General features: G+C 31.8%; 19 protein-coding genes, 1 tRNA gene and 1 pseudogene. 14 read left to right on the forward strand and 7 right to left on the reverse strand.

Annotation, left to right across the window (positions count from 1 at the left end; translation table 11 throughout):
• Nucleotide 1 precedes the first annotated feature (1 nt).
• The 3 genes from MUN68_RS14760 to MUN68_RS14770 all read left to right on the forward strand — a co-directional run bounded on the left by MUN68_RS14760 (nt 2) and on the right by MUN68_RS14770 (nt 4,625).
• Nucleotides 2–2,146 carry a copper-translocating P-type ATPase gene (locus tag MUN68_RS14760; protein WP_249993502.1) on the forward strand — a complete coding sequence of 715 codons (2,145 nt, stop codon included), beginning with the start codon at nt 2–4 and terminating at the stop codon, nt 2,144–2,146.
• Nucleotides 2,146–3,369 carry an MFS transporter gene (locus MUN68_RS14765; protein WP_249993501.1) on the forward strand — a complete coding sequence of 408 codons (1,224 nt, stop codon included), beginning with the start codon at nt 2,146–2,148 and terminating at the stop codon, nt 3,367–3,369. The genes MUN68_RS14760 and MUN68_RS14765 overlap by 1 nt, the downstream gene beginning before the upstream one ends.
• Before the next feature lie 62 nt (nt 3,370–3,431).
• Nucleotides 3,432–4,625, forward strand: coding sequence for a phospholipase D-like domain-containing protein (locus MUN68_RS14770; protein WP_249993498.1), 1,194 nt, complete (start codon nt 3,432–3,434; stop codon nt 4,623–4,625).
• Between the two features lie 467 nt (nt 4,626–5,092).
• Here the strand turns inward: MUN68_RS14770 and MUN68_RS14775 are convergent, their stop codons facing one another.
• The 3 genes from MUN68_RS14775 to MUN68_RS14785 are packed head-to-tail and all read right to left on the reverse strand — an operon-like array spanning nt 5,093 to nt 7,316.
• The gene (locus MUN68_RS14775) at nt 5,093–5,494 is read right to left on the reverse strand and encodes a DUF6527 family protein (protein ID WP_249993497.1); all 402 of its coding nucleotides are present in this window, start codon (nt 5,492–5,494) and stop codon (nt 5,093–5,095) included.
• Entirely contained in the window at nt 5,481–6,653 is a 1,173-nt protein-coding gene (locus MUN68_RS14780; RefSeq protein ID WP_249993495.1) for a ThiF family adenylyltransferase, read from the reverse strand. The genes MUN68_RS14775 and MUN68_RS14780 overlap by 14 nt, the downstream gene beginning before the upstream one ends.
• 3 nt (nt 6,654–6,656) lie before the next feature.
• The gene (locus MUN68_RS14785; RefSeq protein ID WP_249993492.1) at nt 6,657–7,316 is read right to left on the reverse strand and encodes a multiubiquitin domain-containing protein; all 660 of its coding nucleotides are present in this window, start codon (nt 7,314–7,316) and stop codon (nt 6,657–6,659) included.
• 132 nt (nt 7,317–7,448) lie between these two features.
• On the opposite strand from MUN68_RS14785, the gene MUN68_RS14790 reads away from it, so the two are divergent.
• The 4 genes from MUN68_RS14790 to MUN68_RS14805 all read left to right on the forward strand — a co-directional run bounded on the left by MUN68_RS14790 (nt 7,449) and on the right by MUN68_RS14805 (nt 10,879).
• The gene (locus MUN68_RS14790) at nt 7,449–7,784 is read left to right on the forward strand and encodes a helix-turn-helix domain-containing protein (protein WP_249993490.1); all 336 of its coding nucleotides are present in this window, start codon (nt 7,449–7,451) and stop codon (nt 7,782–7,784) included.
• Complete coding sequence (locus tag MUN68_RS14795; protein ID WP_249993488.1) at nt 7,785–8,372, forward strand: ImmA/IrrE family metallo-endopeptidase; 588 nt, start codon at nt 7,785–7,787, stop codon at nt 8,370–8,372.
• Between the two features lie 2 nt (nt 8,373–8,374).
• Nucleotides 8,375–9,604: a reverse transcriptase domain-containing protein gene (locus tag MUN68_RS14800; protein WP_249993486.1), complete on the forward strand. Its 1,230-nt coding sequence runs from the start codon at nt 8,375–8,377 to the stop codon at nt 9,602–9,604.
• A gap of 675 nt (nt 9,605–10,279) precedes the next feature.
• On the forward strand, nt 10,280–10,879 hold the full coding sequence (locus MUN68_RS14805; RefSeq protein ID WP_249993484.1) for a calcium-binding EGF-like domain-containing protein: 600 nt from the start codon (nt 10,280–10,282) through the stop codon (nt 10,877–10,879).
• A gap of 53 nt (nt 10,880–10,932) precedes the next feature.
• Here MUN68_RS14805 and MUN68_RS14810 read toward each other — a convergent pair whose 3' ends face one another.
• Nucleotides 10,933–11,445: a hypothetical protein gene (locus tag MUN68_RS14810; RefSeq protein WP_249993481.1), complete on the reverse strand. Its 513-nt coding sequence runs from the start codon at nt 11,443–11,445 to the stop codon at nt 10,933–10,935.
• A gap of 223 nt (nt 11,446–11,668) precedes the next feature.
• Between MUN68_RS14810 and MUN68_RS14815 the strand changes: the two genes are divergently transcribed.
• On the forward strand, nt 11,669–12,604 hold the full coding sequence (locus MUN68_RS14815) for a hypothetical protein (RefSeq protein WP_249993479.1): 936 nt from the start codon (nt 11,669–11,671) through the stop codon (nt 12,602–12,604).
• Between the two features lie 243 nt (nt 12,605–12,847).
• Nucleotides 12,848–13,576: pseudogene (locus tag MUN68_RS17770) on the forward strand (recombinase family protein); the annotation flags it as partial.
• 778 nt (nt 13,577–14,354) lie between these two features.
• On the opposite strand, the gene MUN68_RS14820 reads toward MUN68_RS17770, so the two are convergent.
• Nucleotides 14,355–14,436 (reverse strand) — tRNA-Leu (locus MUN68_RS14820).
• Nucleotides 14,437–14,556: 120 nt separating this feature from the next.
• On the opposite strand from MUN68_RS14820, the gene MUN68_RS14825 reads away from it, so the two are divergent.
• A complete protein-coding gene (locus tag MUN68_RS14825; protein ID WP_249993477.1) occupies nt 14,557–15,945 on the forward strand; it encodes a dipeptidase in 1,389 nt (462 codons plus the stop codon).
• 3 nt (nt 15,946–15,948) lie between these two features.
• Here the strand turns inward: MUN68_RS14825 and MUN68_RS14830 are convergent, their stop codons facing one another.
• The gene (locus MUN68_RS14830; protein WP_249993475.1) at nt 15,949–17,325 is read right to left on the reverse strand and encodes a M28 family peptidase; all 1,377 of its coding nucleotides are present in this window, start codon (nt 17,323–17,325) and stop codon (nt 15,949–15,951) included.
• A 125-nt stretch (nt 17,326–17,450) separates the two neighbouring features.
• Between MUN68_RS14830 and MUN68_RS14835 the strand changes: the two genes are divergently transcribed.
• The 4 genes from MUN68_RS14835 (at nt 17,451) to MUN68_RS14850 (ending at nt 21,435) form a co-directional block, all read left to right on the forward strand.
• Nucleotides 17,451–17,816: a BlaI/MecI/CopY family transcriptional regulator gene (locus MUN68_RS14835; protein ID WP_249993473.1), complete on the forward strand. Its 366-nt coding sequence runs from the start codon at nt 17,451–17,453 to the stop codon at nt 17,814–17,816.
• Between the two features lie 122 nt (nt 17,817–17,938).
• Nucleotides 17,939–19,867: a M56 family metallopeptidase gene (locus MUN68_RS14840; protein WP_272792383.1), complete on the forward strand. Its 1,929-nt coding sequence runs from the start codon at nt 17,939–17,941 to the stop codon at nt 19,865–19,867.
• A 110-nt stretch (nt 19,868–19,977) separates the two neighbouring features.
• Nucleotides 19,978–20,238: a hypothetical protein gene (locus MUN68_RS14845; protein ID WP_249993469.1), complete on the forward strand. Its 261-nt coding sequence runs from the start codon at nt 19,978–19,980 to the stop codon at nt 20,236–20,238.
• A gap of 96 nt (nt 20,239–20,334) precedes the next feature.
• On the forward strand, nt 20,335–21,435 hold the full coding sequence (locus MUN68_RS14850; protein ID WP_249993468.1) for a DUF4407 domain-containing protein: 1,101 nt from the start codon (nt 20,335–20,337) through the stop codon (nt 21,433–21,435).
• A 3-nt stretch (nt 21,436–21,438) separates the two neighbouring features.
• Here the strand turns inward: MUN68_RS14850 and MUN68_RS14855 are convergent, their stop codons facing one another.
• Nucleotides 21,439–21,741, reverse strand: coding sequence for an STAS domain-containing protein (locus MUN68_RS14855; RefSeq protein ID WP_249993466.1), 303 nt, complete (start codon nt 21,739–21,741; stop codon nt 21,439–21,441).
• Nucleotides 21,742–21,765: the final 24 nt, after the last annotated feature.

The following is a 21,765-nucleotide window of genomic DNA, read 5'->3' on the forward strand; positions in this document are numbered from 1 at the left end:
AATGGAAAATCACGAAGATCACAAAAATCACGAGAAAAAAGAAATGGATCACTCTAAAATGAACCACGGTAAAGAAGACCATTCCGAGATGGACCACTCGAAAATGGAAGATTCTAAATCGGACGACCATAGCAAAATGGACCACAGTAAAATGGATCATAGTGATGGAGCCATTCCTATGGGAATGGCAGGACATGATCATCATAAAATGATGATTGCTGACTTTAAAAAACGATTTTGGGTAACGTTAGTCCTTACTATACCCATACTGTTCTTCTCGCCAATGATTCAGGAATTCTTCGGGTATGAGTTTTTACTTCCAGGAAATCCTTATGTCCTTTTTGCGCTTTCTACCATTGTGTACTTCTATGGTGGTTGGCCTTTTCTTAAAGGTTTTGTTTCCGAAATAAAAAAAGGCGCACCTGGAATGATGACTTTAATTTCAATGGCAATAAGTGTCGCTTACTTTTATAGTTCAGCAACTGTTTTTGGTTTGCAAGGCGTTGATTTCTTCTGGGAATTGGCTACACTAATTGCAATTATGCTCATTGGGCATTGGATAGAAATGAAAAGTGTTTTGGGTGCTTCAAAGGCACTACAACTATTGGTAAGTATGATGCCTGCGGAAGCTCATCGTGTTATCGGAGATACTATTGAAGATATTGCGCTTGAAGATTTATTAAAAGATGATGTAATACTAGTAAAACCAGGGGAAAAAGTTCCAGCTGATGGAATTATTACTGAAGGCTCTAGCTATTTGAACGAATCTATGCTTACAGGAGAGTCAAAACCAGTAAAAAAAGAAACAAAAGACAAAGTGATTGGTGGTTCTGTGAATGGTAATAGCACTATAAAAGTTAAGGTAGAACATACAGGCAAAGATAGCTATCTCAATAAGGTAATCACAATGGTTGAAGAAGCTCAAAAAACCAAATCTAAAATGCAAAATCTTTCAGATAGGGCAGCAAAATGGTTGACTTATATAGCTTTAGCCATCGGTTTTGGGACACTTGCAGTTTGGTTGCTTTTGGGCTTTCCATTTGTTTATGCCTTAGAAAGAATGGTAACGGTTATGGTCATTGCTTGTCCGCATGCACTTGGTCTTGCCATTCCATTGGTCGTTGCAATTTCTACCGCAGTGTCTGCGCAAAATGGATTATTAATCCGAAATAGAACGGCCTTTGAAGAATCACGTAAAATATCGACTCTGTTATTTGACAAAACAGGAACATTAACCAAAGGAGATTTTGGTGTAACCCGAATTGAATCTGTAAATGCTGCTTATTCATCTGAAGAAATTTTACGATTTTCAAGTGCATTAGAGCAGAGCTCAGAACATCCTATTGCTGTAGGAATCATTAAAAAAGTTAAGGAAGATAAAATCACAATTCCTAGTCCAGAAAATTTTAATGCTATTACTGGTAAAGGTGTAGAAGCAAAAGTGGAAGGCAAACAAGTAAAAGTAGTAAGCCCAGGTTATTTAAGAGATGAGAAAATAACTATTCCTGAAGATGCCTACAGTGATGCTGCAGAAACTGTTGTATTTGTTTTGATTGAAGGAGAATTAGCAGGATATATTGCGCTTGCAGATGAAATTAGACCAGAATCCGAAGATGCTATAAAAGTATTTAAAAAGAATAATATTAAAGTTTTTATGGCAACTGGTGATAATGAAAAAACGGCCAAAGCTGTTAGTGACAAACTTGGATTGGATGGCTATTATGCCGAAGTGCTACCACACCAAAAAGTAGAAATTGTAAAAGAATTACAGGATAAAGGAGAATTTGTTGCGATGACTGGTGATGGTGTAAATGATGCTCCTGCATTAGCACAAGCCAATGTTGGAGTTGCTGTAGGTTCAGGTTCCGATATTGCAGCCGAAACTGCAGATATTATTTTAGTAAACAGCAACCCACAGGATATAGCCAACTTAATTTTATTTGGTAAGGCTACCTATAACAAGATGATTCAAAATCTAATTTGGGCTACAGGTTATAACGTCGTGGCTATTCCATTAGCCGCTGGGGTTTTATATTCTTCAGGCTTTGTTTTAGGACCTGCATTGGGAGCAGTATTTATGAGTTTAAGTACCATTATTGTAGCAATTAATGCGCAACTATTAAAAAGAAAAATCGGTAAAAAATAATGAATAGAAATGAAAAGCTCAACAGGATATTTTTAATCTTGTTGAGTTTATTTGTAGTAATGTTAGGGTATGGTATTTTATTACCAACGCTTCCCTACTATACAGAGAGACTAGCGCTAAAAGATAATTTAGATGCTGATTTAGTCAATTTTCACATAGGATTACTCACCAGTATTTATCCTCTATTTCAACTACTTTTCGTTGTGATTTGGGGCAAACTTTCAGACAGATATGGACGTAAACCCATCATTATTATTGGTTTGATTGGTTTTGTAATAATGCAATTACTTACAGGTCTTGCCACATCATTAACAATGCTTTATGTAGCACGCATTTTTGGAGGTATATTCACTTCTTCAGTTATTCCTGTTAGTAATGCATATTTAAGTGATATTACGTCCGCGAAACGGAGAACAAAAATAATGTCTTGGTCTGGAGTTGCGATTAGTTCGGGCGTTATATTTGGTCCTGTTATAGGAGGATTCCTATCTCAAGTACCTTTGCATTTAGAATATTCTATTGGAACACTGCACTTAAATCGATTTTCAGTACCATTTCTTTTTGCCGCACTAATTGGGTTAATAGTCTTACTTATTATATCAAAATGGTTAAAAAATACAGCACGAGTAAATAAGTTTACTAGGGGAAAAATGAGCATTCGATTTTCATTCAGTAAGTACTTCATCGTTATTTTAATAATATCTTTTGTGATGCAATTCGTCGTCACATTATTTGAAACTGTGTTTTCTATTTATGGAAAAGACGAATTGGCATTTAATAGTAACCAAGTAGGTATCGGCTTTATGCTTTGTGGTTCAGTAATGGCAATTTTACAACCTGTATTTGCCAGTTATGGTGAAAAGATTTTATCGGCTAAAAAACAAATTGCTTTGGGATTATTCATTTCAGGAATTTCACTAATCGCTTTTCCTTTTTTTAAAAATGAATTCTTCATATACGGGCTAATTATTGTCTTTGCCGCGGGTGGTGCTATGGTAACACCAAACTTGCTCTCTGCAGTCTCATTAATATCACAGGAGAATACTGGCAGAAATATTTCCATACAAAGTTCGACCAATAGTATCGGTCAGATTTTAGGTCCCGTTTTAGGAACGTGGTTAGTTGCTGGTGGTTTTTATTACCCTTTTATTATCGCTGGGTCGGTTGTTTTAGTTACTGTAGGATTTGTTTTACCTTCAATGAAATTGAATAATAAAACGTAGCGAATATCTTAGAGTGAAATGTATAATTTTTTAAAATAACCAATATAATAATAAGCATTGTGATGATTCATAAATCAACAATTGACAGAAAAGAAAAAAAGCAATTTCACGATAGCACTGATGATAATGGATATATCCAATTGCTGCATTCTGGCGAAGAGTATTTTCTTCGACTAAAAAAAATAATTCAGAATGCACAAAAAGAAATACATCTACAAACCTATATTTTTGAGGACGACGAAACAGGAAACGATATAGCAGATTGCCTGAAAGAAGCTGCCCAACGAAATGTAAAAGTGTATGTTTTATTGGATGCCTATGGCAGCGCCTCACTTTCCGATAGTTTTGTTCAGGATTTACAGCAACACGGTATTTTGATTCGTTTCTTTTCCCCTTTATTTTCCCTAAATAATTTTTATATAGGTCGACGTATGCATCATAAAGTTGTTGTAGCTGATGGAAGTATGGCATTGATTGGTGGTATTAATATTGGTAATAAATATCATGGAAACGCGAATACCGAACCCTGGCTTGATTACGCGGTACAATTATATTGTCCTGCTGCAGAAGATTTACAAAAACTATGTCACGATTATTTCTTCAAAAAAGGAAGTTCTAAGAAAATACTACCCGTTTTACATTCTGCTGGTGATGCTCGTATTGGAGTTTTACAAAATGATTGGCTGCAAGGAAAAACAGAAGTTTGTGATGCCTACACAAGAGCTATTAGTAATGCCGAAAAGGAAATAGTAATTGTAGCCTCATATTTCTTACCAGGAAGTAAATTGACAAAGGCATTGAAAAAAGCTTGCACCAAAGGAATAAAAACAAAAGTAATCTTAGCAGGTATCAGCGACGTACCATTAGTGCGCAGAGCTACAGAACATTTGTATACATCTTTACTTAGTCACAATATAAAGATATATGAGTGGAACAAATCTGTAGTACATGGCAAAGCAGCTATGGTAGATAACAAATGGTCTATTGTAGGCTCGTTTAATCTGAACAGTCTTAGCTGTTATGGAAGCATTGAGATGAATGTAGAAATTGAATCCGTCGAATTTGCTAAAAACCTTAACTTAGACTTTGAAAAGGTTATAAGCGAGTGTAGTCAAATTACATTGGAGACTCTTAGAGAAAGATCAGGGATGTTTAAAAATTTGGCCAATTGGGTTTCTTATCAAATAGTACGTACATCTATGCTTTTTCTCACCTTTCTTCCACATTTAAGATTTTTAAAAAACTACAGATTTTAAAATATTCACCAAAATTTTATATCAGTAAATATTATTTATTGAAACGGCACAACAAAGATTAATCAATTTTCTAATGTTAGTTCATTATCTTTTAACTTATAATTTAATTATTACTCAAATCACAATAATTGTGTTCCATTATAAAGAAATCAAATAACTAGTTAAATAAAATTACGATTAGTTATTGATTAATTTAGATTATAGAATTGAATATTTTAATAGAATCTGTGACTATAGATAAATGGATTCGGATACATAAAGTTCTCCTCTCCTATTTATAGGTGTTTCAAGAGAAATGATACAAATACGGAACAATTATTTTTGAAAATAAGAATAAAGCGAAAAGTCAATAAAACACTTTACATTTTCCCCAACCACTCCAACATATTAGCTTGTAATCTTATTTGGTTTTGGGCCTGGTTTAATTGCTTCAATGATTATCATAATGTTGAATTTATCTTATTGTATTACAAGTTTGAAAACCAATCTAAAATTCTTCTAAAAATTGATTTTTTAGTCTGTTTGGATTCAAAACCTTTAAAGTATTCAGTTCTTTTTCGTTCTTCAGCTTCTCGACCAGCTATGATTTCCTCTTCACTCCAATCATATGACCATTCAATAATACCATCTGTTATCCAGTAATGTGACCTACAAGGAAGTTGCCAATTACCTATTGATGGATATAAAGTTGGTTTGTTATTTGTTTCTTCAAATGACCATTCAGAAGGATCTAATGGTGTAATTATTTTATTTTTGCATCCACATGGGCATAAATGACCAGCAATACCAAATTCTTCCGAAACATATAAAAAACCATCTTTTAGCTCTTTGGGTAAAAAATGTACTTTTAATAACTTAATTTTTTCCATTTTCTCCTAAACAGTTTAGTTCATCTATATTGAATAGCATGTGATAATAAGAATTATCGTCGGCATAAAACCCTCTTAATTGTTTATATTTTATAATTGCTAAACATGCGTTTAAAGCATTAAGTTCTGATATTTGAATATTATTTTTATATACGTCATCAGGTATATCTGTCAACGGAGCCAATTTTTTTTGCATTAAGCTTCGAGCAGATTCTTTGGAAAAACTACTTACTCTTAATGTACCACTAATTGAACCCATTTCTCTATCAAGTCCCATTCCTACATCTATAAATGGAATTTCCATTTTAATTAATAACTCAAAAATTTCAGACCTTGAATCTCCTTTATCTACACAAACAAAAGCAAACGTTACACCTTCCAAATCTTTTATTGAATCACTATCTATATATTTTGAATAAATATTTACTTCTGAACGAAAATTTTCATAACGTTTTTTATAAACTTCTGATTTTAGTTTTCCAAGCTCCTCTTCTTCTAATTTCCCTGGAGAACGAAAAGCATTATGAACATGAAAACGCTTTAAATCAAAACCTTTAATTTCTTTTACAGGAGTTTTAACAAGAAAATCTAGCAAGTATGAACCTGTACCACCTAACCCAATAACTGCAATAGTATCTAATTCGAATTTATTATTTAAATCGCCTATTTCAGCTCTACTAGTTAGAGTATCTCTATATTTAAATACAGAATTACTAGATTCATCTACAACTCTAAATGTAAAAGGATTAGCTTCAAATTTTGCGATTGCAGGGCCAGAAATTATTTCAACGTAACTTTCAATTTTATCAAACCAATTTTTAAATCCTCCTCTAGGTTTATTTGAAAATGAACGTTGTACAACTAAATCATCAGAAATTAAGTTTAATTTGGTTCCACCTCCACCCAGGTTTCTTATTGGTGTCCCACCAAGTTCGTGTGGATGACTTCCACAAAAAAATATTTGATGATCTTGCATTTTAATCTGACGTTGATTAACAAAAACTAAAACAGAAACGATTGCTCCTATTTGTAACTGTCCTTTATCATCAATATATGGGATATCTCGAACCACTAAATAATTACTATCAATTGATAATGCATATCCTTTTTTAATTAGTAGCTCGAGGTCTTTATTATAATCTAGTAAAGTACTTAACATATTTTATGATTGTCCAGTATGTTTTACTTTAAAACTCATTCCATCTTTTACTTTAACAACTCCTCCAGGTGATAAAATACCTTCTGGTTTATTTCCATGTCCTCTTTTATAAGTTACTGAATAAGTTCTTTCGGGATGTTGTGGGAAATCTGGGAATGCTAATGTTACTACCGCTGTGTATGAAATATTACCTTTTTGAACTTCATGTGGTGTTCCATTAACTATAATGGTAATATTTTTGTCGTCTAATTCACAACTTATAAATTTTGCTTCATTCTTAATAGCAACTTTATGATCTCTATCATTCTTATATCCTATTTCAATTTCCCCTTTAAGTTGTTTAAGAAAATACTTTTCAGGATTTTTACCTGCCATAGTTAGAATTTCATCAGGTGTCTTAAAACATTCATCAACTTCTATTTTAATATCGTCAACATAAATATCTAATACTTTATAAGGTTTAGCTACGAATCCTTCAATACCAGGACTCTTTAAGTCTATAACTTCATCAAGTTGAACAGGTTCGAAACCTTTTTGATTAATTTTTAAGAGTAACTCGTATTCTTCAACAGGAATTAAACCTGCATTTTCTAAAATTTTTATACCGTTAATTTTAGAGTTTTCACTTTGGTATTTTTTACCATTTAATTTGTACTTTTCCATAAATAGGTTTTTTTTATTATATTTGTTACATTAATGAAATATTGTTGCATCAAAGATACGCTAATTGGCAATGTCTCACAAGTGATACACTGTCTTACTTATTAACAACTTTTAAACTTTATTAACATTTAGATGAATTCTGAACTTAATACAAGTCTTTTAGCTGGCATGCTTAAAGCAAAAAGAGGTAGTACTGGATTAAGAAATACAGCTGCCCAAATTGGAGATATTAGCTCCGCTACACTTTCAAGAATAGAACAAGGTAAACTTCCAGACGTAGAAACATTTATTAAAATTTGTAAGTGGTTAGAAGTAACTACAGAAACATTTATTATTTCAAATACAAAAACTAAAAATGTTTCTTCAAAAGATAAAATTCTTGCACATCTACGAGCAGATAGGGAACTTGACCCTGAAACAATGAAAATGCTAACGCAAGTAATAGACTTGGCTTATAATAGAATATAATTGAGTAAAAAAAGCTACTTAAAAAGGGGCTTCAAAGCCGAGGCAGAAAGAATTTCCAATAATTTTAGAAAAGACATTGGATTAGATATACATGATCATTTGTGTGCTTTTAAGTTGGCTAATTTTTTAAACATTGAAGTAATTTCTCCTGAAATTCTTGGTATTGATGATAAAGGATTAGATGTATTAATGGGTAATACAAAGAAAAGTTCTGGATGGTCAGCCTTAACAATGACAAATTCTAGTGATAAAAAGATCATCATACATAATACAAGAGCAAGTGATGCAAGACAACAAAGTGATTTAATGCATGAGTTAGCACATATAATATGTAAGCATGAAATTATTGTTCCTGATGGGATAGTCTTACCTAGTTATATGAGGTATTATGATAAATCACAAGAAGCTCAAGCTGAATACCTTGGAGCTGCTTTACAATTACCTAGAGAATGTTTGGTTTGGGCTTTAACTACTGGTAATATGTCTAAAAGAGAAATATCCACAAATTACTCTGCTAGTTTGCAAATGGTTAATTTTAGAATTAATGCAACTGGGATTAGTAAACAAGTAAAATATATTAGGACTTAAGATTGACACTACTAGAGGAATTATCAAATAAAGATTTCTTATTTGAGGCATGGAACCAATTAAAAAAAGAAAATGAAGAATCTCATGGGTTGTCAGGACCTACTATAAAAGAGTTTCAAGAAAACCTTACTACTAATATTTTTAACATTAGACACTTTCTAAAAAAAGGAAATTATAGATTTTCCCAAAATAGAGCTGCTGTTATAAAAAAAGAAAACGGAAAGTATAGACCATTACAAATACCAGAAATTCGAGATAGAGTTGTTCTTAAAGCACTTGCTATTCTTCTTGAAGAAAACCTCAAAGAATTACTTAAAGACAGTGAAGGCATAAGTTATGCTTATCAAAAAGGCAAAGGTGTAAAACAAGCTGTGCTTCAAATGAAAAGCATTTTTGATCAAGGAAAACAAATAGTACTTAAAGCTGATATTGTTAATTTTTTTGAAGAAGTTGATAAAGATTCACTTTTAAAGAGTAAAATATTTCCAAACCTTAAAGATAAAACAATAAATTTTTTAATAGTAAATGCTCTTAATCAAAAACTTGGAGGATTAAAGCGCTTGGGTAAGAAACATAAAGAATTGTTTAAAAATGCTGGAAAAGGTATTCCTCAAGGTAATCCACTTTCTCCATTGCTCTCAAATGTTTATTTGGCAGAGTTTGATCGTCATATGAAAAATGAAAACCATCCAATGGTACGATATGCAGATGATTTTATTGTTTTATTTGATGATGTCGAAAATGCTAAAGATGGATATAATCTTATTTCAGAATACTTAACTAATGAACTTGGATTAAAAATTCATGTGTTAGACGAGAAAGATATGGGGAAAACTACAATTGTAAATCCATTTAATCAAACTCTATCTTTTCTCTCAATTCGTTTTGATGGCAAAAAATTATTACCTCCACGAAATTCTATTCCATATCTAAAAAGCAAAATCGCGAAAGAAGTTAAGCAAGGAGAACTTAATGAAGATACTTTTAATTCAGTTTATACAATTATTACAAATTGGATTGCTTTATACTCGTATTTGGAAATAGATATCTATTTTGATGCGATTGATAATTATTTTATAACAACATTGAAGAAAAAATTTGGTCACGAAAATATTAAAATCACTACTTGTGAAAAATTAAAAGCTAGATATTTTAAGGAACGAAATAAAAAAAACAAAGCACCATTTTGGAAAAAAATATTGCCTTCTTTCTCAAAATCAAAAAGTATATAATTTTATATAGAATTATCATTCCACACACATTACGCTTCCCTCCTTGCGTCGTCGCATAAAAAGTGTTCCATTGGCTTTAGTAAAAGAACCTTTTGGGAATAAATTTTTTCAAGAAACTGGAGTTACAACTTTCGCTTTTACCCAAAGCTCAAGCTACATAACGCAATGACATTATAGTACAAAGTTATTTGTATAGCTGTTTGCATCAATGGTTAATTTGATAGCTATAATTATATTATGCAAAATATCAATATCTAACCTTCCCTTCCTACCCTATTTTTGAACTGTGATAAACAGCAAAAAACAGAATACTAAGACTAATATTTAGTAATATGATTTCAAAACACCTATTTGAATTCTTCAAATTTCTTTGCTTTAACTTAAATAATTTTAATATCTATCTATCCTAATTTATCTAAAACTAAATACTAAAGTTATATATTTGCTTTACATATAAAGTATAGCGTTAGCTAGTTAACTTGTATCTGAAAACCGCCAATTTTCTCAAAAGATATTCCACAAGTTTAGTAGTACTAATGCTCACGTTATGGCGTGGGCTTAGTCTATTTGTGGAATGGGTGCTTGGCGGTACCTCAGATACGATAGGCTACAGTTCCACGCTTATTGTTTTAACAAACTTCATTTTGGAACTGGGTGATTATAATATTAAATATTATGAGAAACCAAATTATCAAATTGATATTCTTATCAATTTTAACTACAACCTACTTTGGTTGTTCTTCTGATTCAAACTCAGATGATTGTGAAACTATTACCTGTCTAAATGGAGGTACATTTGTGGATTGTGAATGTGAATGTCCACTGGGTTACACAGGAAACAATTGTTCTACCCAAGTAAGACCAAGTAAAGTAATCATTACTAAAGCCATAGTTAAGGTATTTCCAAATACCGACAATGGAGAATTTTGGGATCTATCAATTCCAGATGCTGAAGATGCTTTACCTGATATTTACATCACTCTTCAAGACTCTAATTTGATTACAATCTATGATAGTCCTACATTTTATGAGAATGTGATTTCTGGTGAAGGCACTTTTTTTGAGTTTACGTTGACACCTCCAGTTGAACTTACTGTTTATGACAATCCTTTTCTAGTAAATATTTGGGATTATGACACTACTGGTGAAGATGATTTTATGACAAGCTTTGGATTTTTTGCTTATACATCAAATAACAATTTTCCTGATATAATTACTGTGGTCAGTCAATCAGATGAGATATTGGTTGACTTGGAGGTAACGTACGAGTGGTAACAAGATTAGGAAAGCTGAGTTAAACTCAGCTTTCCTTTATTGACTTTATTAATTTAGTTATTGAATAATTTAGGCATAAATAATAGTGTCAGACCTGATAAAACTAAAGATCCTAAAGATCCATATAGCAATCGAGAATCATAATTACCTTGCTCTATAGACTCATTTGCATTTAAAGTTATCATTAATCTGCTAATCTCCATGTTAGCAGTTTTCAATTCTTCATGTAAATCAAATATAGTCTTGTTCATCTCAAGCTGTTCTTTGACATAATTCCTGTTTGTCTTTTGTTCCATCTCAATACGATGCTCTGCATTTTCAAGTGACAAATTCAACTTCCTATTTTGTTTCTCGACAGTTTTTAGTTGTGACTTCAGCTCTTCTTCTTTTGGAGAAGTTTTTCCAATGTAATCGTAACTGTGCTTATAAGCATGAACAATACTGGCTAATAATTCAGATCTCGAGATTTGTTTTTCGTTTGCGATTTGTTGCAATGCCGTTTTTTCATCTGTAGTAGTTTTAAAACTCATCGTGACGTTTTTCTTTGTATCCGTAGTGTTTTCCATAGTTTACTTGATTTTATTAGTTAGGTATACCAGCTCTCTACTCTAGGTGTAACCTAGGTATACACATGGTAGATAGTTAGTATAAGTCTACTCATTTTAATACATTGTTGTTTAATTGATTAATTCCTTAATATTTCAAATATAATATTTTTATAGATAAAATATGCCTAATAACTTGTTTTTTCTTATTTTTGGAATAATTGTTTTTAATTCCATTAATAAAATGACTAAAGAAACTATAGAAGAAATTGGAAACGCTGTATTCGAACAAAGAAATATTAGTCCAACCCATTTAAGTGTCAGTTCTAAAAACATTAACAGTTGGATACGAGGGAAATTGGTGCCATTTGTCCCAGTACAACAAGCTGAAGATTCAAGCGACCAAGAAATGCCTGCTGCTTCCAATGCAAATAAGAAAAACACATCCATGCCCAAATGGATAAGACTCAATCTTGCACAGGCCGTTTGGGTATCAATCGTTAATGAGTTATACAACTTCAAAGTCCCACTAGATAAATTAGAGGAACTGGCTTATAACGTATGGCAAAAGCCTAGAGAACAAAAGTTTGCCGACAAGGTCTTTGAGCATCATATTAAAGACAATCCAAACAATCTACCTAAGCACGAAATTGATAAACTTAAAAGTCATTTAAGAAGCGAGATACTCATGGAGCACTATTTTAGAACTATTATCAACCCATTTACTGAAATTGTCAAATCGGCTTTCTATAGAAATGAGCTGCCTCATAACTTCCTATATGTTCCTGAGACAAATGAGTTCATGTTTCATTACCAGCCTCTGAATCTAACTTTAGATTTAACTAGTATCTATCTACAAAAACCGATGATTAGTATTCCTATTGTACCAATACTCTCAAAAATACTTTTACAGGAATATGACAATAAAAAGATTAAGGATCTAAATTACCTTTCTAGTATCGAAAAGCAGATTAGAGATATTGTCGTTTTTAAAAGACCTAAGGTTGTTGAGATTGCTTTACAGGAGGGAAATATCAAGACAATCGTCGTGACCGAAGAGCACAAAAGCAGAATACAACTTGCTGAATATATTCTTAAGAATAAAATCAAGAAAGGCTCGAAGCTGCTCATAGATATTAGATCCAATGACCATTATAAGATTACACTTATCAAAAAATAATTATGAAACTTTAATATAAAATGAAGCACATCGTAGAACTCAATCAGTCCCTGAAAACACAGCCTGGTTTCAATCCTAACAGAGATGGACCAGAAATTATGCTTATTCGAAGAGGCAAAACAACTATTAAACGATAACGGAACTGATTCTTATACAGATTCAGAAATAAGGGAAATCATATCCCTTTTAAACATATTCTCAAATATCATATACCTTAACCTAACACAAAATTCTTAAAAGACTATGAAAAACGTTATACTATATGGAAGGGTTTCTACTGATGAGCAAGCCGATAAAGGGTTTTCGCTAAGAGATCAAGAACAGAAATTATTAAACTATTGTTCAGTCAATAATTTGAACGTAGTCTTTATTTTCCGTGATGATCATTCAGCTAAAACTTTCAATCGTCCTGAATTCAAAAAACTGATTAATTTTATAAAAAAGAATAAATCCAAAGTTGATGGACTATTATTTACTAAGTGGGATCGGTTTTCTAGGAATACTTCCGAGTCTTATAATAAAATAAAAGACTTTAATGAACTTGGAGTAATTGTGAATGCTATTGAACAGCCTCTAGATCTATCTATTCCTGAACAAGGTCTGATGCTAGCAGTTTATCTTTCCATGCCTGAAGTTGAGAACCACAGACGTTCCTTAAATATTACTGCTGGCATGAGACGTTCTCTGAAGGAAGGGCGTTACTGTGTTTCTCCACCCAAAGGTTATAGCATGGGACGTGATGAGCAAAATAAACCAATACTCATTCCAAATGAGGATGCTAAATTCATTACAGAAGGATTTAAATTATTAAGTAAGGGATTATATAGTCAAAAAGATGTCTTAACCAAATTGCAAGTGAAAGGGCTTAAAACCAGTAAGCCTGCATTTGGGCGCATCATAAGAAATCCTTTATATAAAGGAGCAATCCGAATTAAAGCCTTTCAAGATGAACCTAAGCAAATTATAAAGGGTATACATGAGCCCTTGATTTCTGAAGCCATATTTGATAAGGTACAAGATCTTATAAATAACAACTCAAAACAGTACAGAGTTACTCACAAAAAAGTAAATATGAAGTTTCCTTTAAAAGGGTTTGTACTATGTCCCAGTTGTCTTAAACCACTTAAAGCAAGTACTTCTAAAGGTAGAACTCAATACTATTCTTATTATCACTGTTACAAACCCTGTAATACAAGGTACAAAGCTGAAGATGTTGAACTTTGGATGTATTCTTTTTTAAGCGGAATTTCCTTAAATAAAAACGCTCAAAAATTATTAGTCAAAATGATTGAAAATCGTTTTATGCAGCAAACCAAATCTAAAAAACTCAGCCCAAAGCATTATCAAGAAATTGAATCCCTTGAACTAAAACTTATTAAGTTACAAGATCTTTATTTGGATGGTGAGTTCAATTCTGATGAATATAAAAGTGCAAAAAAACGTCTTCAGAAAAGATTAAATGAGCTTAAAGAAATTGAAGGGACTTTTAAAAAATCTAAAGAAATTCTGGGTATTTACAAAAAAGGGATTGAAAAACTTGAATCTTTTGATAAACAGTTTACTCATAGCGATATAGACCGAAAAAGACAGCTGTTGGGTTCGATTTTTCCTGAAAAGTTCCAATTTGAAAATAATGAAGTTCGAACCGCAGATATCAATCCAATACTCTTAAAGATTGCCAATGTTAATAAGGTATTGAAAGGGAATAAAAAAAGGGACAAATCAAAAAAAGATGATTTGTCCCAGGATGTACAGGCGGAGAGACTCGAACTCTCACACCTCGCGGCACTAGATCCTAAGTCTAGCGTGTCTACCAATTCCACCACGCCTGCAACTTTCCAATAAATATTGGGATGCAAATATAAACAATACTTTCAATATTCAAATAACTTTAATTACTAAAAAATCATCTTCATTTTTGTATTTTTGAATGAATCTAAAAATAGATACACATGCAAAACATTCAATCGTATATAAATGACCATAAAGACAGATTTCTAAATGAATTAATAGAACTGCTTAAAATCCCTTCTGTTAGTGCAGATCCAGCGTTTAAAGACCATGTTATTAAAACAGCAGATGTCATTAAAGATAGCTTATTAAAAGCTGGTTGTGACCATGCTGAAATTTGTGAAACTGATGGTTTTCCTATTGTATATGGTGAAAAAATATTTGATGAAAATCTTCCAACAGTTCTGGTTTATGGACATTATGATGTTCAGCCTGCAGATCCATTAGAACTATGGGATTCTCCACCTTATGAACCTATCATTAAGAAAACAGACATACATCCTGAAGGTGCAATATTTGCTCGTGGTGCTTGTGATGACAAAGGACAAATGTACATGCATGTTAAGGCTATGGAGTTCATGACTAGAACGGATCAATTGCCTTGTAATGTCAAATTTATGATTGAAGGTGAAGAAGAAGTTGGTAGTGTTAACCTTTCAAAATTTGTAAAAAACAACCAAGAAAAACTAAAAAATGATGTCATTCTAATTTCAGATACTGGAATGATTGCTCAAGATGTACCTTCAATAACGACAGGTTTACGTGGTTTAAGTTATGTTGAAGTTGAAGTCACAGGACCAAATAGAGATTTACATTCTGGATTATATGGTGGAGCTGTTGCTAACCCAATCAATATTTTAACAAAAATGATTGCATCACTTCATGATGAAAATAATCACATTACTATTCCAGGTTTTTATGATAAGGTAGAAGATCTTTCCGATGAAGAAAGAGCAGAAATGGCTAAAGCACCTTTTTCTTTAGAAGGTTATAAAAATTCAATTGATATTGATGCTGTTTATGGTGAGAAAGGGTATTCAACTAACGAACGTAACTCAATAAGACCAACATTAGATGTCAATGGAATTTGGGGAGGATATATAGGCGAAGGAGCCAAAACTGTTATCGCTAGTAAGGCTTATGCAAAAATATCGATGCGATTAGTGCCTCATCAAGAATGGGAAGAGGTTACGGAACTTTTTAAATCTCATTTTGAAAAAATAGCTCCAGCTGGTGTTAGAGTTAAAGTTAAACCACATCATGGTGGACAAGGCTACGTCACTCCTATTGATAGTTTAGGCTATAAAGCGGCTTCAAAAGCATATAATGACACATTTGGTAAAACACCTATTCCGCAACGCAGTGGAGGAAGTATTCCTATTGTATCGCTGTTTGAACAAGAATTAAAGAGTAAAACTATTTTAATGGGCTTTGGGTTAAACAGTGATGCAATTCACTCTCCTAACGAACATTTTGGTGTATGGAACTATTTTAAAGGTATTGAAACCATTCCTTTATTTTATAAGTACTTTACGGAATTGAGTAAATAACTATTACTCTTTTACAATTTTATAAGTTCCTGTTTTTTCAGAAGATGATACCTTTAAGAAATAAACACCTTGAGGTAAGTTCTTCATATGTAATGAAATGGCATCGTTTGTATGGGTCTTTTGTAAAACTAATTTTCCGGACACATCAAATAAATCAAGTGCAATCGTTGCGTTGTTATCTACAATTTCAACATTTAGGGTTGTCTTTACAGGATTAGGGAATATTTTAACTTCAGAAGTTAAAAAATCATCTAGACCTAAAGTATCAAATACGATACAATCACTGACTTCTGTGCATGTACCAGACGTAATTTCAACAGCATATATTCCATCAACTGTAGGTGTATAAGATTGTGATGTCGCTCCAGAAATCGGAGAATTTGTATCACAATTAATCCATTGGTATGTTGCCGAGGATTGATCTGATGTTAGTGTCGAACCAGCATTTGTAATACTATTGTCAACATCAACTAAACCACCAACAGTTGCCATATAAGCAGTAGTTAATTTAGTTAATTCAAGAAAATAAGGTAAATCTATAGTATTAAAACGATCTCCAGATGAATGATAAAATGGTGTTTCATCATTGGTTTCCCAAGACTCACCTAACAATACGGCAGAATATCCATTCATCCAGAAGCTAGAATGATCACTTGAAAAAGTTCCAGGATTGACCACTATAACGCTCAAATCAAAAGTGTAGCTATTTAACACCGAAACAATATCGTCCTTCACATCTATAGAATTTGCAAAATTATTAACATCAATATCAAATTCGTTATCACCTGCAGTACCTGGAGCATCACTATCATAACCTATCATGTCTAAATTTAAAACTCCCAAAATATTATCGCCATTAGCAGCTGCTTGAGTTGCATAAAAAGCAGATCCATTTAAACCAATTTCTTCTTCATCCCAAAGGGCATAAACAATCGTATTATCTAGACATTGAGTAGATAGAATTCTGGCAGCTTCCAAAACTGCTGCAGTACCTGTTGCATTATCATCTGCACAATAATCTGCTACAGTATCATAATGTGCACAAATGATATAAATATCATTCGGATTAGTCTTCCCAATTTGTGTTGCTATAATATTCCTTCCATTAGTATTAAAGGATTGATCTGTAATAGTGATATTATTTAATTGTTCAAGTTTTTCAACTAAATAATCTGCAGCCAAATCATTATTAGCTTGTTGTCTATTTGTAATGGTCACGGTATTGCCATCAACAATGGTACTAACTTCTCCACTATATTCTTGAAGTATTAATGATAATACATCAATATCAACTTGATTAATAATATCTTGTACAGATTGCGAATAAGAATTAAACACACATAAAAAAAGGCATAAAATAGTAGCGTTAAAAGTCTTCATTGTGGGCAATTTTTCTTTTAAATTTCATCAAATATAGTTGATTTTAGCAAAATATATGTCGTAGAAATTTGGAATTTCATTTTTTTACTCTACATTTGTAGAACAAACTCTAAACATGTAGAAGTATGCAATTATCAAAAACGGAAGAACAACTCATGCAACATTTATGGAAACTAGATAAAGCATTCATGAAAGATTTACTTGAGGCTTATCCAGAACCAAAACCAGCAACAACTACAGTTGCAACTTTATTAAAACGCATGATTGACAAAGGTTTTGTTACATACAAACTCTATGGAAAATCTAGAGAATACTCTCCATTGGTTAAGAAAAAAGATTACTTCTCGAAACATGTTAATACATTAATCAAGACTTTTTTTGATGATAGTGCAAGTCAATTTGCATCGTTCTTTACCAAAGAAACCAATTTAACAAAAGAAGAATTAGAAGATTTAAAAGCCTTAATTGATAACGAAATTAAAAACAAGTAATCATGTTGATTTACCTTTTAAAATTTAGTGCTTGTCTTGCTATTTTCATGATCTTCTATAAATTGATCTTAGAAAAAACAAGCGCGCACATCTTTAAACGTTTTTATCTTTTGAGTACATTGATGCTTGCATTCATAATACCTTCAGTAACATTTATAGAATATATTGAGCCTATAATTTTAAACACTAAAGTATTTGTAACACCAGCTTTTGAGATTATTGAAACTCTTCCCGAAGAAACACCAACAGATTATATACCTTTCATCTTATGGAGTATTTACGGCTTAGGTGTATTTATTTTTCTTCTAAAATTCTGTATTAACTTGTACAGAATAATCTCAAGAATAAGGAATAATCCCAGATATAAATCAGCAAATTTCATCAATGTGCTTGTTAAAAATTTGAACATACCACATACATTTTTTAATTATATTTTTTTTAATAAAGACAAATTTGAAAATTGCGAAATTCCCAAAGAAGTCATCCTTCATGAACAAACACATGCCAAACAAAAACATAGTATTGATGTCCTTATTTTAGAAATTTCTCAAATTATATTTTGGTTTAATCCACTAATCTATTTTCTAAAACAAGACGTCAAACTTAATCATGAATTTCTAGCAGATCAAGCTGTGCTGCATAACGGAATTCAACCATCAACCTATCAACAATTATTATTGGCATTCTCATCAAGTGCTAATGAACCTCAATTGGCAAATGCCATCAATTATTCATCCATCAAAAAACGATTTACAGTTATGAAAACAAAAACATCAAGAACATCTGTATGGCTTAGAACTTTATTAATTCTACCTCTAATTGCATTAACACTTTATGGTTTTAGTGAAAAAGTAGAAGTTGAAAAAGAAGCACCTTTACAAGAACCTCATGTTGAAAGCTTAGATTTATATTTAAACGATGACAATGAACTTCTAAAAGACAATGAAGTCATTACATTTGAAATGATTGAAAACTATTTTAATGAAAACAATAACCTTGAAATAGCCATAAAATATAATTTAAATAATAAATCGATTAGCTCACAAACTTTGATATTAAAACTTAGAGAGATTGGCGTAAAAAAAATAACGGTTTGTTCTAGTAAAGAAATAGTTCCTAACAGTGCCAAAAAAAACAATCAAAAAGCAACTCAAGAACAAATTGATGAGTATAATAGACTCGCAAAACACTACAACAGTCAACCAAAAAACAAACGTATTATAAAAAGAAAAGACCTAGAGCGTCTTGAAACCCTTTATGGCTTAATGAGCGATGAACAAAAGAGTAACGCACTATCCTTCCCTGAATGTCCTCCTCCTCCTCCTCCTCCAACAATGGATACCATTTACACATACAAAAGACTTTCTAAACGTATTCAAACAGTTTCAGAAAACAGAAAAGCTAATCTTATATATCTAAATGATATTTATACTAAGATGAGTCCAAATCAAAAGAACAAAGTAAAGTCTCCTAAAGATGTATTAAAGCAACTTGAAGATTCTCTAAATGAAAAAGAATGGCAAAAAGTAAAAGAATATCTCAATACTCAAACCCAAAAGTCTACAGTTTCACTTTTAGAAGAAAATCAAGTCAAGACTGGATTCATTAACATTAATGGTCTGCCAAATTATTATATAACAATTAATAACGTTACAAAATACTATAACCGAAAAGGATACGAAGTCTCTATAAAAGGGCGTTTAATTAGCGAAAATCAGGTCAATGCATCAGACATTATTCCTGGTCAATATATTACTAAAGTGTATAGCGATCATAAACTTGTTGCAGAATTTAAAGACAATAAACCTAATAATCAGCAAAGTGTAGTTGACATCCCTTCTCCTCCTAAACCTATATCGCGTTTAGATCATATTATAAATATGGCAAAAAAAGATGCAACCTTTTTCTATGAAGGTAAAAATATATCTTCTGATAAAGCCATTGAACTCATTAAAAATAATGATGACCTAAACATATTCACCAAAGATATTACAACAAACAACCCTAGAGTGTTTTTGACTACAAACACAAAAGCTCCAAATGATAATTAGGATAAAGCAAAAAAGGTTTTAAAACAGAAAAAAAGCAAAGAGCTTGTTAAAGTTAACGGAAAACACCTGTTGGAGATCAATTGACGTTAAGGAAATATGATTTCAAAAAATTGAAACTAACTTTAAAAGACACTGATGTAAAGAGTTTTAAATTCAAGGTTCTAGGTAAGCCAACGCAAAGCATCTCCGGAAACACATTAAATGATATTTCAAAGGCATATATAAAAGAAATTTCTGCAGGTAGTATTGTACAGTTTTTTGATATTAAAGATTCTAAAGGTAATGTTCATCCTACAATAGCAATTAAAATCTCTGACAAACTTGTTGGCGTAAAAGGACAAGAACTTTACAAAAAAGAATTATTACGATGACACAAAGGCCTCAATACTGAGGCTTTTTCTGTTAAATAATGTAACAAATTATTGCTTTTTGCGTTCTAATAGACAATCAATCAAAATCAAATCATCATGTTAAAAAAATTCTTCATCATTTGTTCTGGCTCAGACACAGACATTCTAGACCAATGTTCTATTGGCGAACAAAACAAATTTGCTGGCATAGGTGCCACAGTATTTTTCACTGCTGTAATGGCATTTATTGCTTGTAGTTATGCGTTATTTACAGTCTTTGATAATCTTTATGCAGCAATTGGCTTTGGCTTTGTTTGGGCATTACTCATCTTTAATTTAGATCGTTTTATTGTGTCTACAATTAAAAAACGTGATAATATCATGGACGAAATCTTACAAGCCTCACCTCGCTTAATTTTAGCAGTGATTATTGCTGTTGTGATTTCGAAGCCTTTAGAATTAAAAATATTTGAAAAGGAAATCAATCAAGTGCTTTTAGAACAAAAAAACGATTTAACCTTAGCTAACAAAACTCAAATTGCGCAACAATTCACACCTAATGTTGAAGCGCTTGAAGGTCATATAAAAGCATTACAATCTCAAATTCAAACTAAAGAAACTGAAGTTAATGCGCTTTATGGCACTTATATTTCAGAAGCTGAAGGCACAGCAGGAACAAACCTTTTAGGAAAAGGTCCAGTTTATAAAGAAAAAAGAGAAAAACACGATGCTGCTTTAGCCGAATTGCAACAACTCAAATCAGATAATAAAGCAAAAATTTTAGTTGCTGAAAACCAAATAGAACAATTAAAAACAGACTACGACACTCAAGTACTAACATCACAACCAGTCATTGATGGTTTTGATGGATTAATGGCTCGCGTGAATGCTTTAGGGGAATTATCTTGGCTACCATCTTTATTTATTTTATTGTTGTTTTTGGCCATCGAAACGTCTCCAATTTTTGCAAAATTATTATCTCCAAAAGGAGAATATGATTATAAGTTAGAAGATGCAGAAACTGCAGTTAAAACGTGGGTAGAACAAAAAGTAAACGAACGCAAGGTTCTTCTGAAAACCGATCAAATACTGAATAATAAAATCTATAACGATATTGCAGAAGAAGATGAACTTTATACGTACAAGCGCAAAAAAGCAAGAGAATTAATGCAACTTCAAGCTGATGCATTTTTTAATCATCAAAAAAACGCATTATAATATTTAAGCAGCTGTTGTTGTTGTTGTTGTTTGCTTTTCTTTAGTTTTGAAATGATTAAATACCTCCTTGCATCCTAAACCAATAATTGACAAACGTTTTTGTTTTACGATTGATTCATTATGTAATTGAGCAATTGCATTTACACCATATCTATCGATACTTTTTAAATTTTCGATACTAATCGTGATTGCATCTGCTTTTTCAAAAACGTTTCTGAATTTACTTTTAAACAAATAAATGTTGTGTCTATCTAAAGCTCCTTTTACTGTAAAAAAGTTATTTAAGTTTGTAATTTCTAAGTCCATAATAATAGTATTTTGAGGTTAATT

This window comes from Psychroserpens ponticola, assembly GCF_023556315.2.
GTDB classification, from domain to species: Bacteria; Bacteroidota; Bacteroidia; order Flavobacteriales; family Flavobacteriaceae; genus Psychroserpens; species Psychroserpens ponticola.

Excerpts from the sequence above, each read along its gene's own strand:
- MUN68_RS14760 (WP_249993502.1), top strand. The coding sequence starts at position 2 with ATGGAAAATCACGAAGATCACAAAAATCACGAGAAAAAAGAAATGGAT.
- MUN68_RS14765 (WP_249993501.1), top strand. The coding sequence starts at position 2,146 with ATGAATAGAAATGAAAAGCTCAACAGGATATTTTTAATCTTGTTGAGT.
- MUN68_RS14770 (WP_249993498.1), top strand. The coding sequence starts at position 3,432 with ATGATTCATAAATCAACAATTGACAGAAAAGAAAAAAAGCAATTTCAC.
- MUN68_RS14775 (WP_249993497.1), bottom strand. The coding sequence starts at position 5,494 with ATGGAAAAAATTAAGTTATTAAAAGTACATTTTTTACCCAAAGAGCTA.
- MUN68_RS14780 (WP_249993495.1), bottom strand. The coding sequence starts at position 6,653 with ATGTTAAGTACTTTACTAGATTATAATAAAGACCTCGAGCTACTAATT.
- MUN68_RS14785 (WP_249993492.1), bottom strand. The coding sequence starts at position 7,316 with ATGGAAAAGTACAAATTAAATGGTAAAAAATACCAAAGTGAAAACTCT.
- MUN68_RS14790 (WP_249993490.1), top strand. The coding sequence starts at position 7,449 with ATGAATTCTGAACTTAATACAAGTCTTTTAGCTGGCATGCTTAAAGCA.
- MUN68_RS14805 (WP_249993484.1), top strand. The coding sequence starts at position 10,280 with ATGAGAAACCAAATTATCAAATTGATATTCTTATCAATTTTAACTACA.
- MUN68_RS14810 (WP_249993481.1), bottom strand. The coding sequence starts at position 11,445 with ATGGAAAACACTACGGATACAAAGAAAAACGTCACGATGAGTTTTAAA.
- MUN68_RS14815 (WP_249993479.1), top strand. The coding sequence starts at position 11,669 with ATGACTAAAGAAACTATAGAAGAAATTGGAAACGCTGTATTCGAACAA.
- MUN68_RS14825 (WP_249993477.1), top strand. The coding sequence starts at position 14,557 with ATGCAAAACATTCAATCGTATATAAATGACCATAAAGACAGATTTCTA.
- MUN68_RS14830 (WP_249993475.1), bottom strand. The coding sequence starts at position 17,325 with ATGAAGACTTTTAACGCTACTATTTTATGCCTTTTTTTATGTGTGTTT.
- MUN68_RS14835 (WP_249993473.1), top strand. The coding sequence starts at position 17,451 with ATGCAATTATCAAAAACGGAAGAACAACTCATGCAACATTTATGGAAA.
- MUN68_RS14840 (WP_272792383.1), top strand. The coding sequence starts at position 17,939 with ATGCTTGCATTCATAATACCTTCAGTAACATTTATAGAATATATTGAG.
- MUN68_RS14850 (WP_249993468.1), top strand. The coding sequence starts at position 20,335 with ATGTTAAAAAAATTCTTCATCATTTGTTCTGGCTCAGACACAGACATT.
- MUN68_RS14855 (WP_249993466.1), bottom strand. The coding sequence starts at position 21,741 with ATGGACTTAGAAATTACAAACTTAAATAACTTTTTTACAGTAAAAGGA.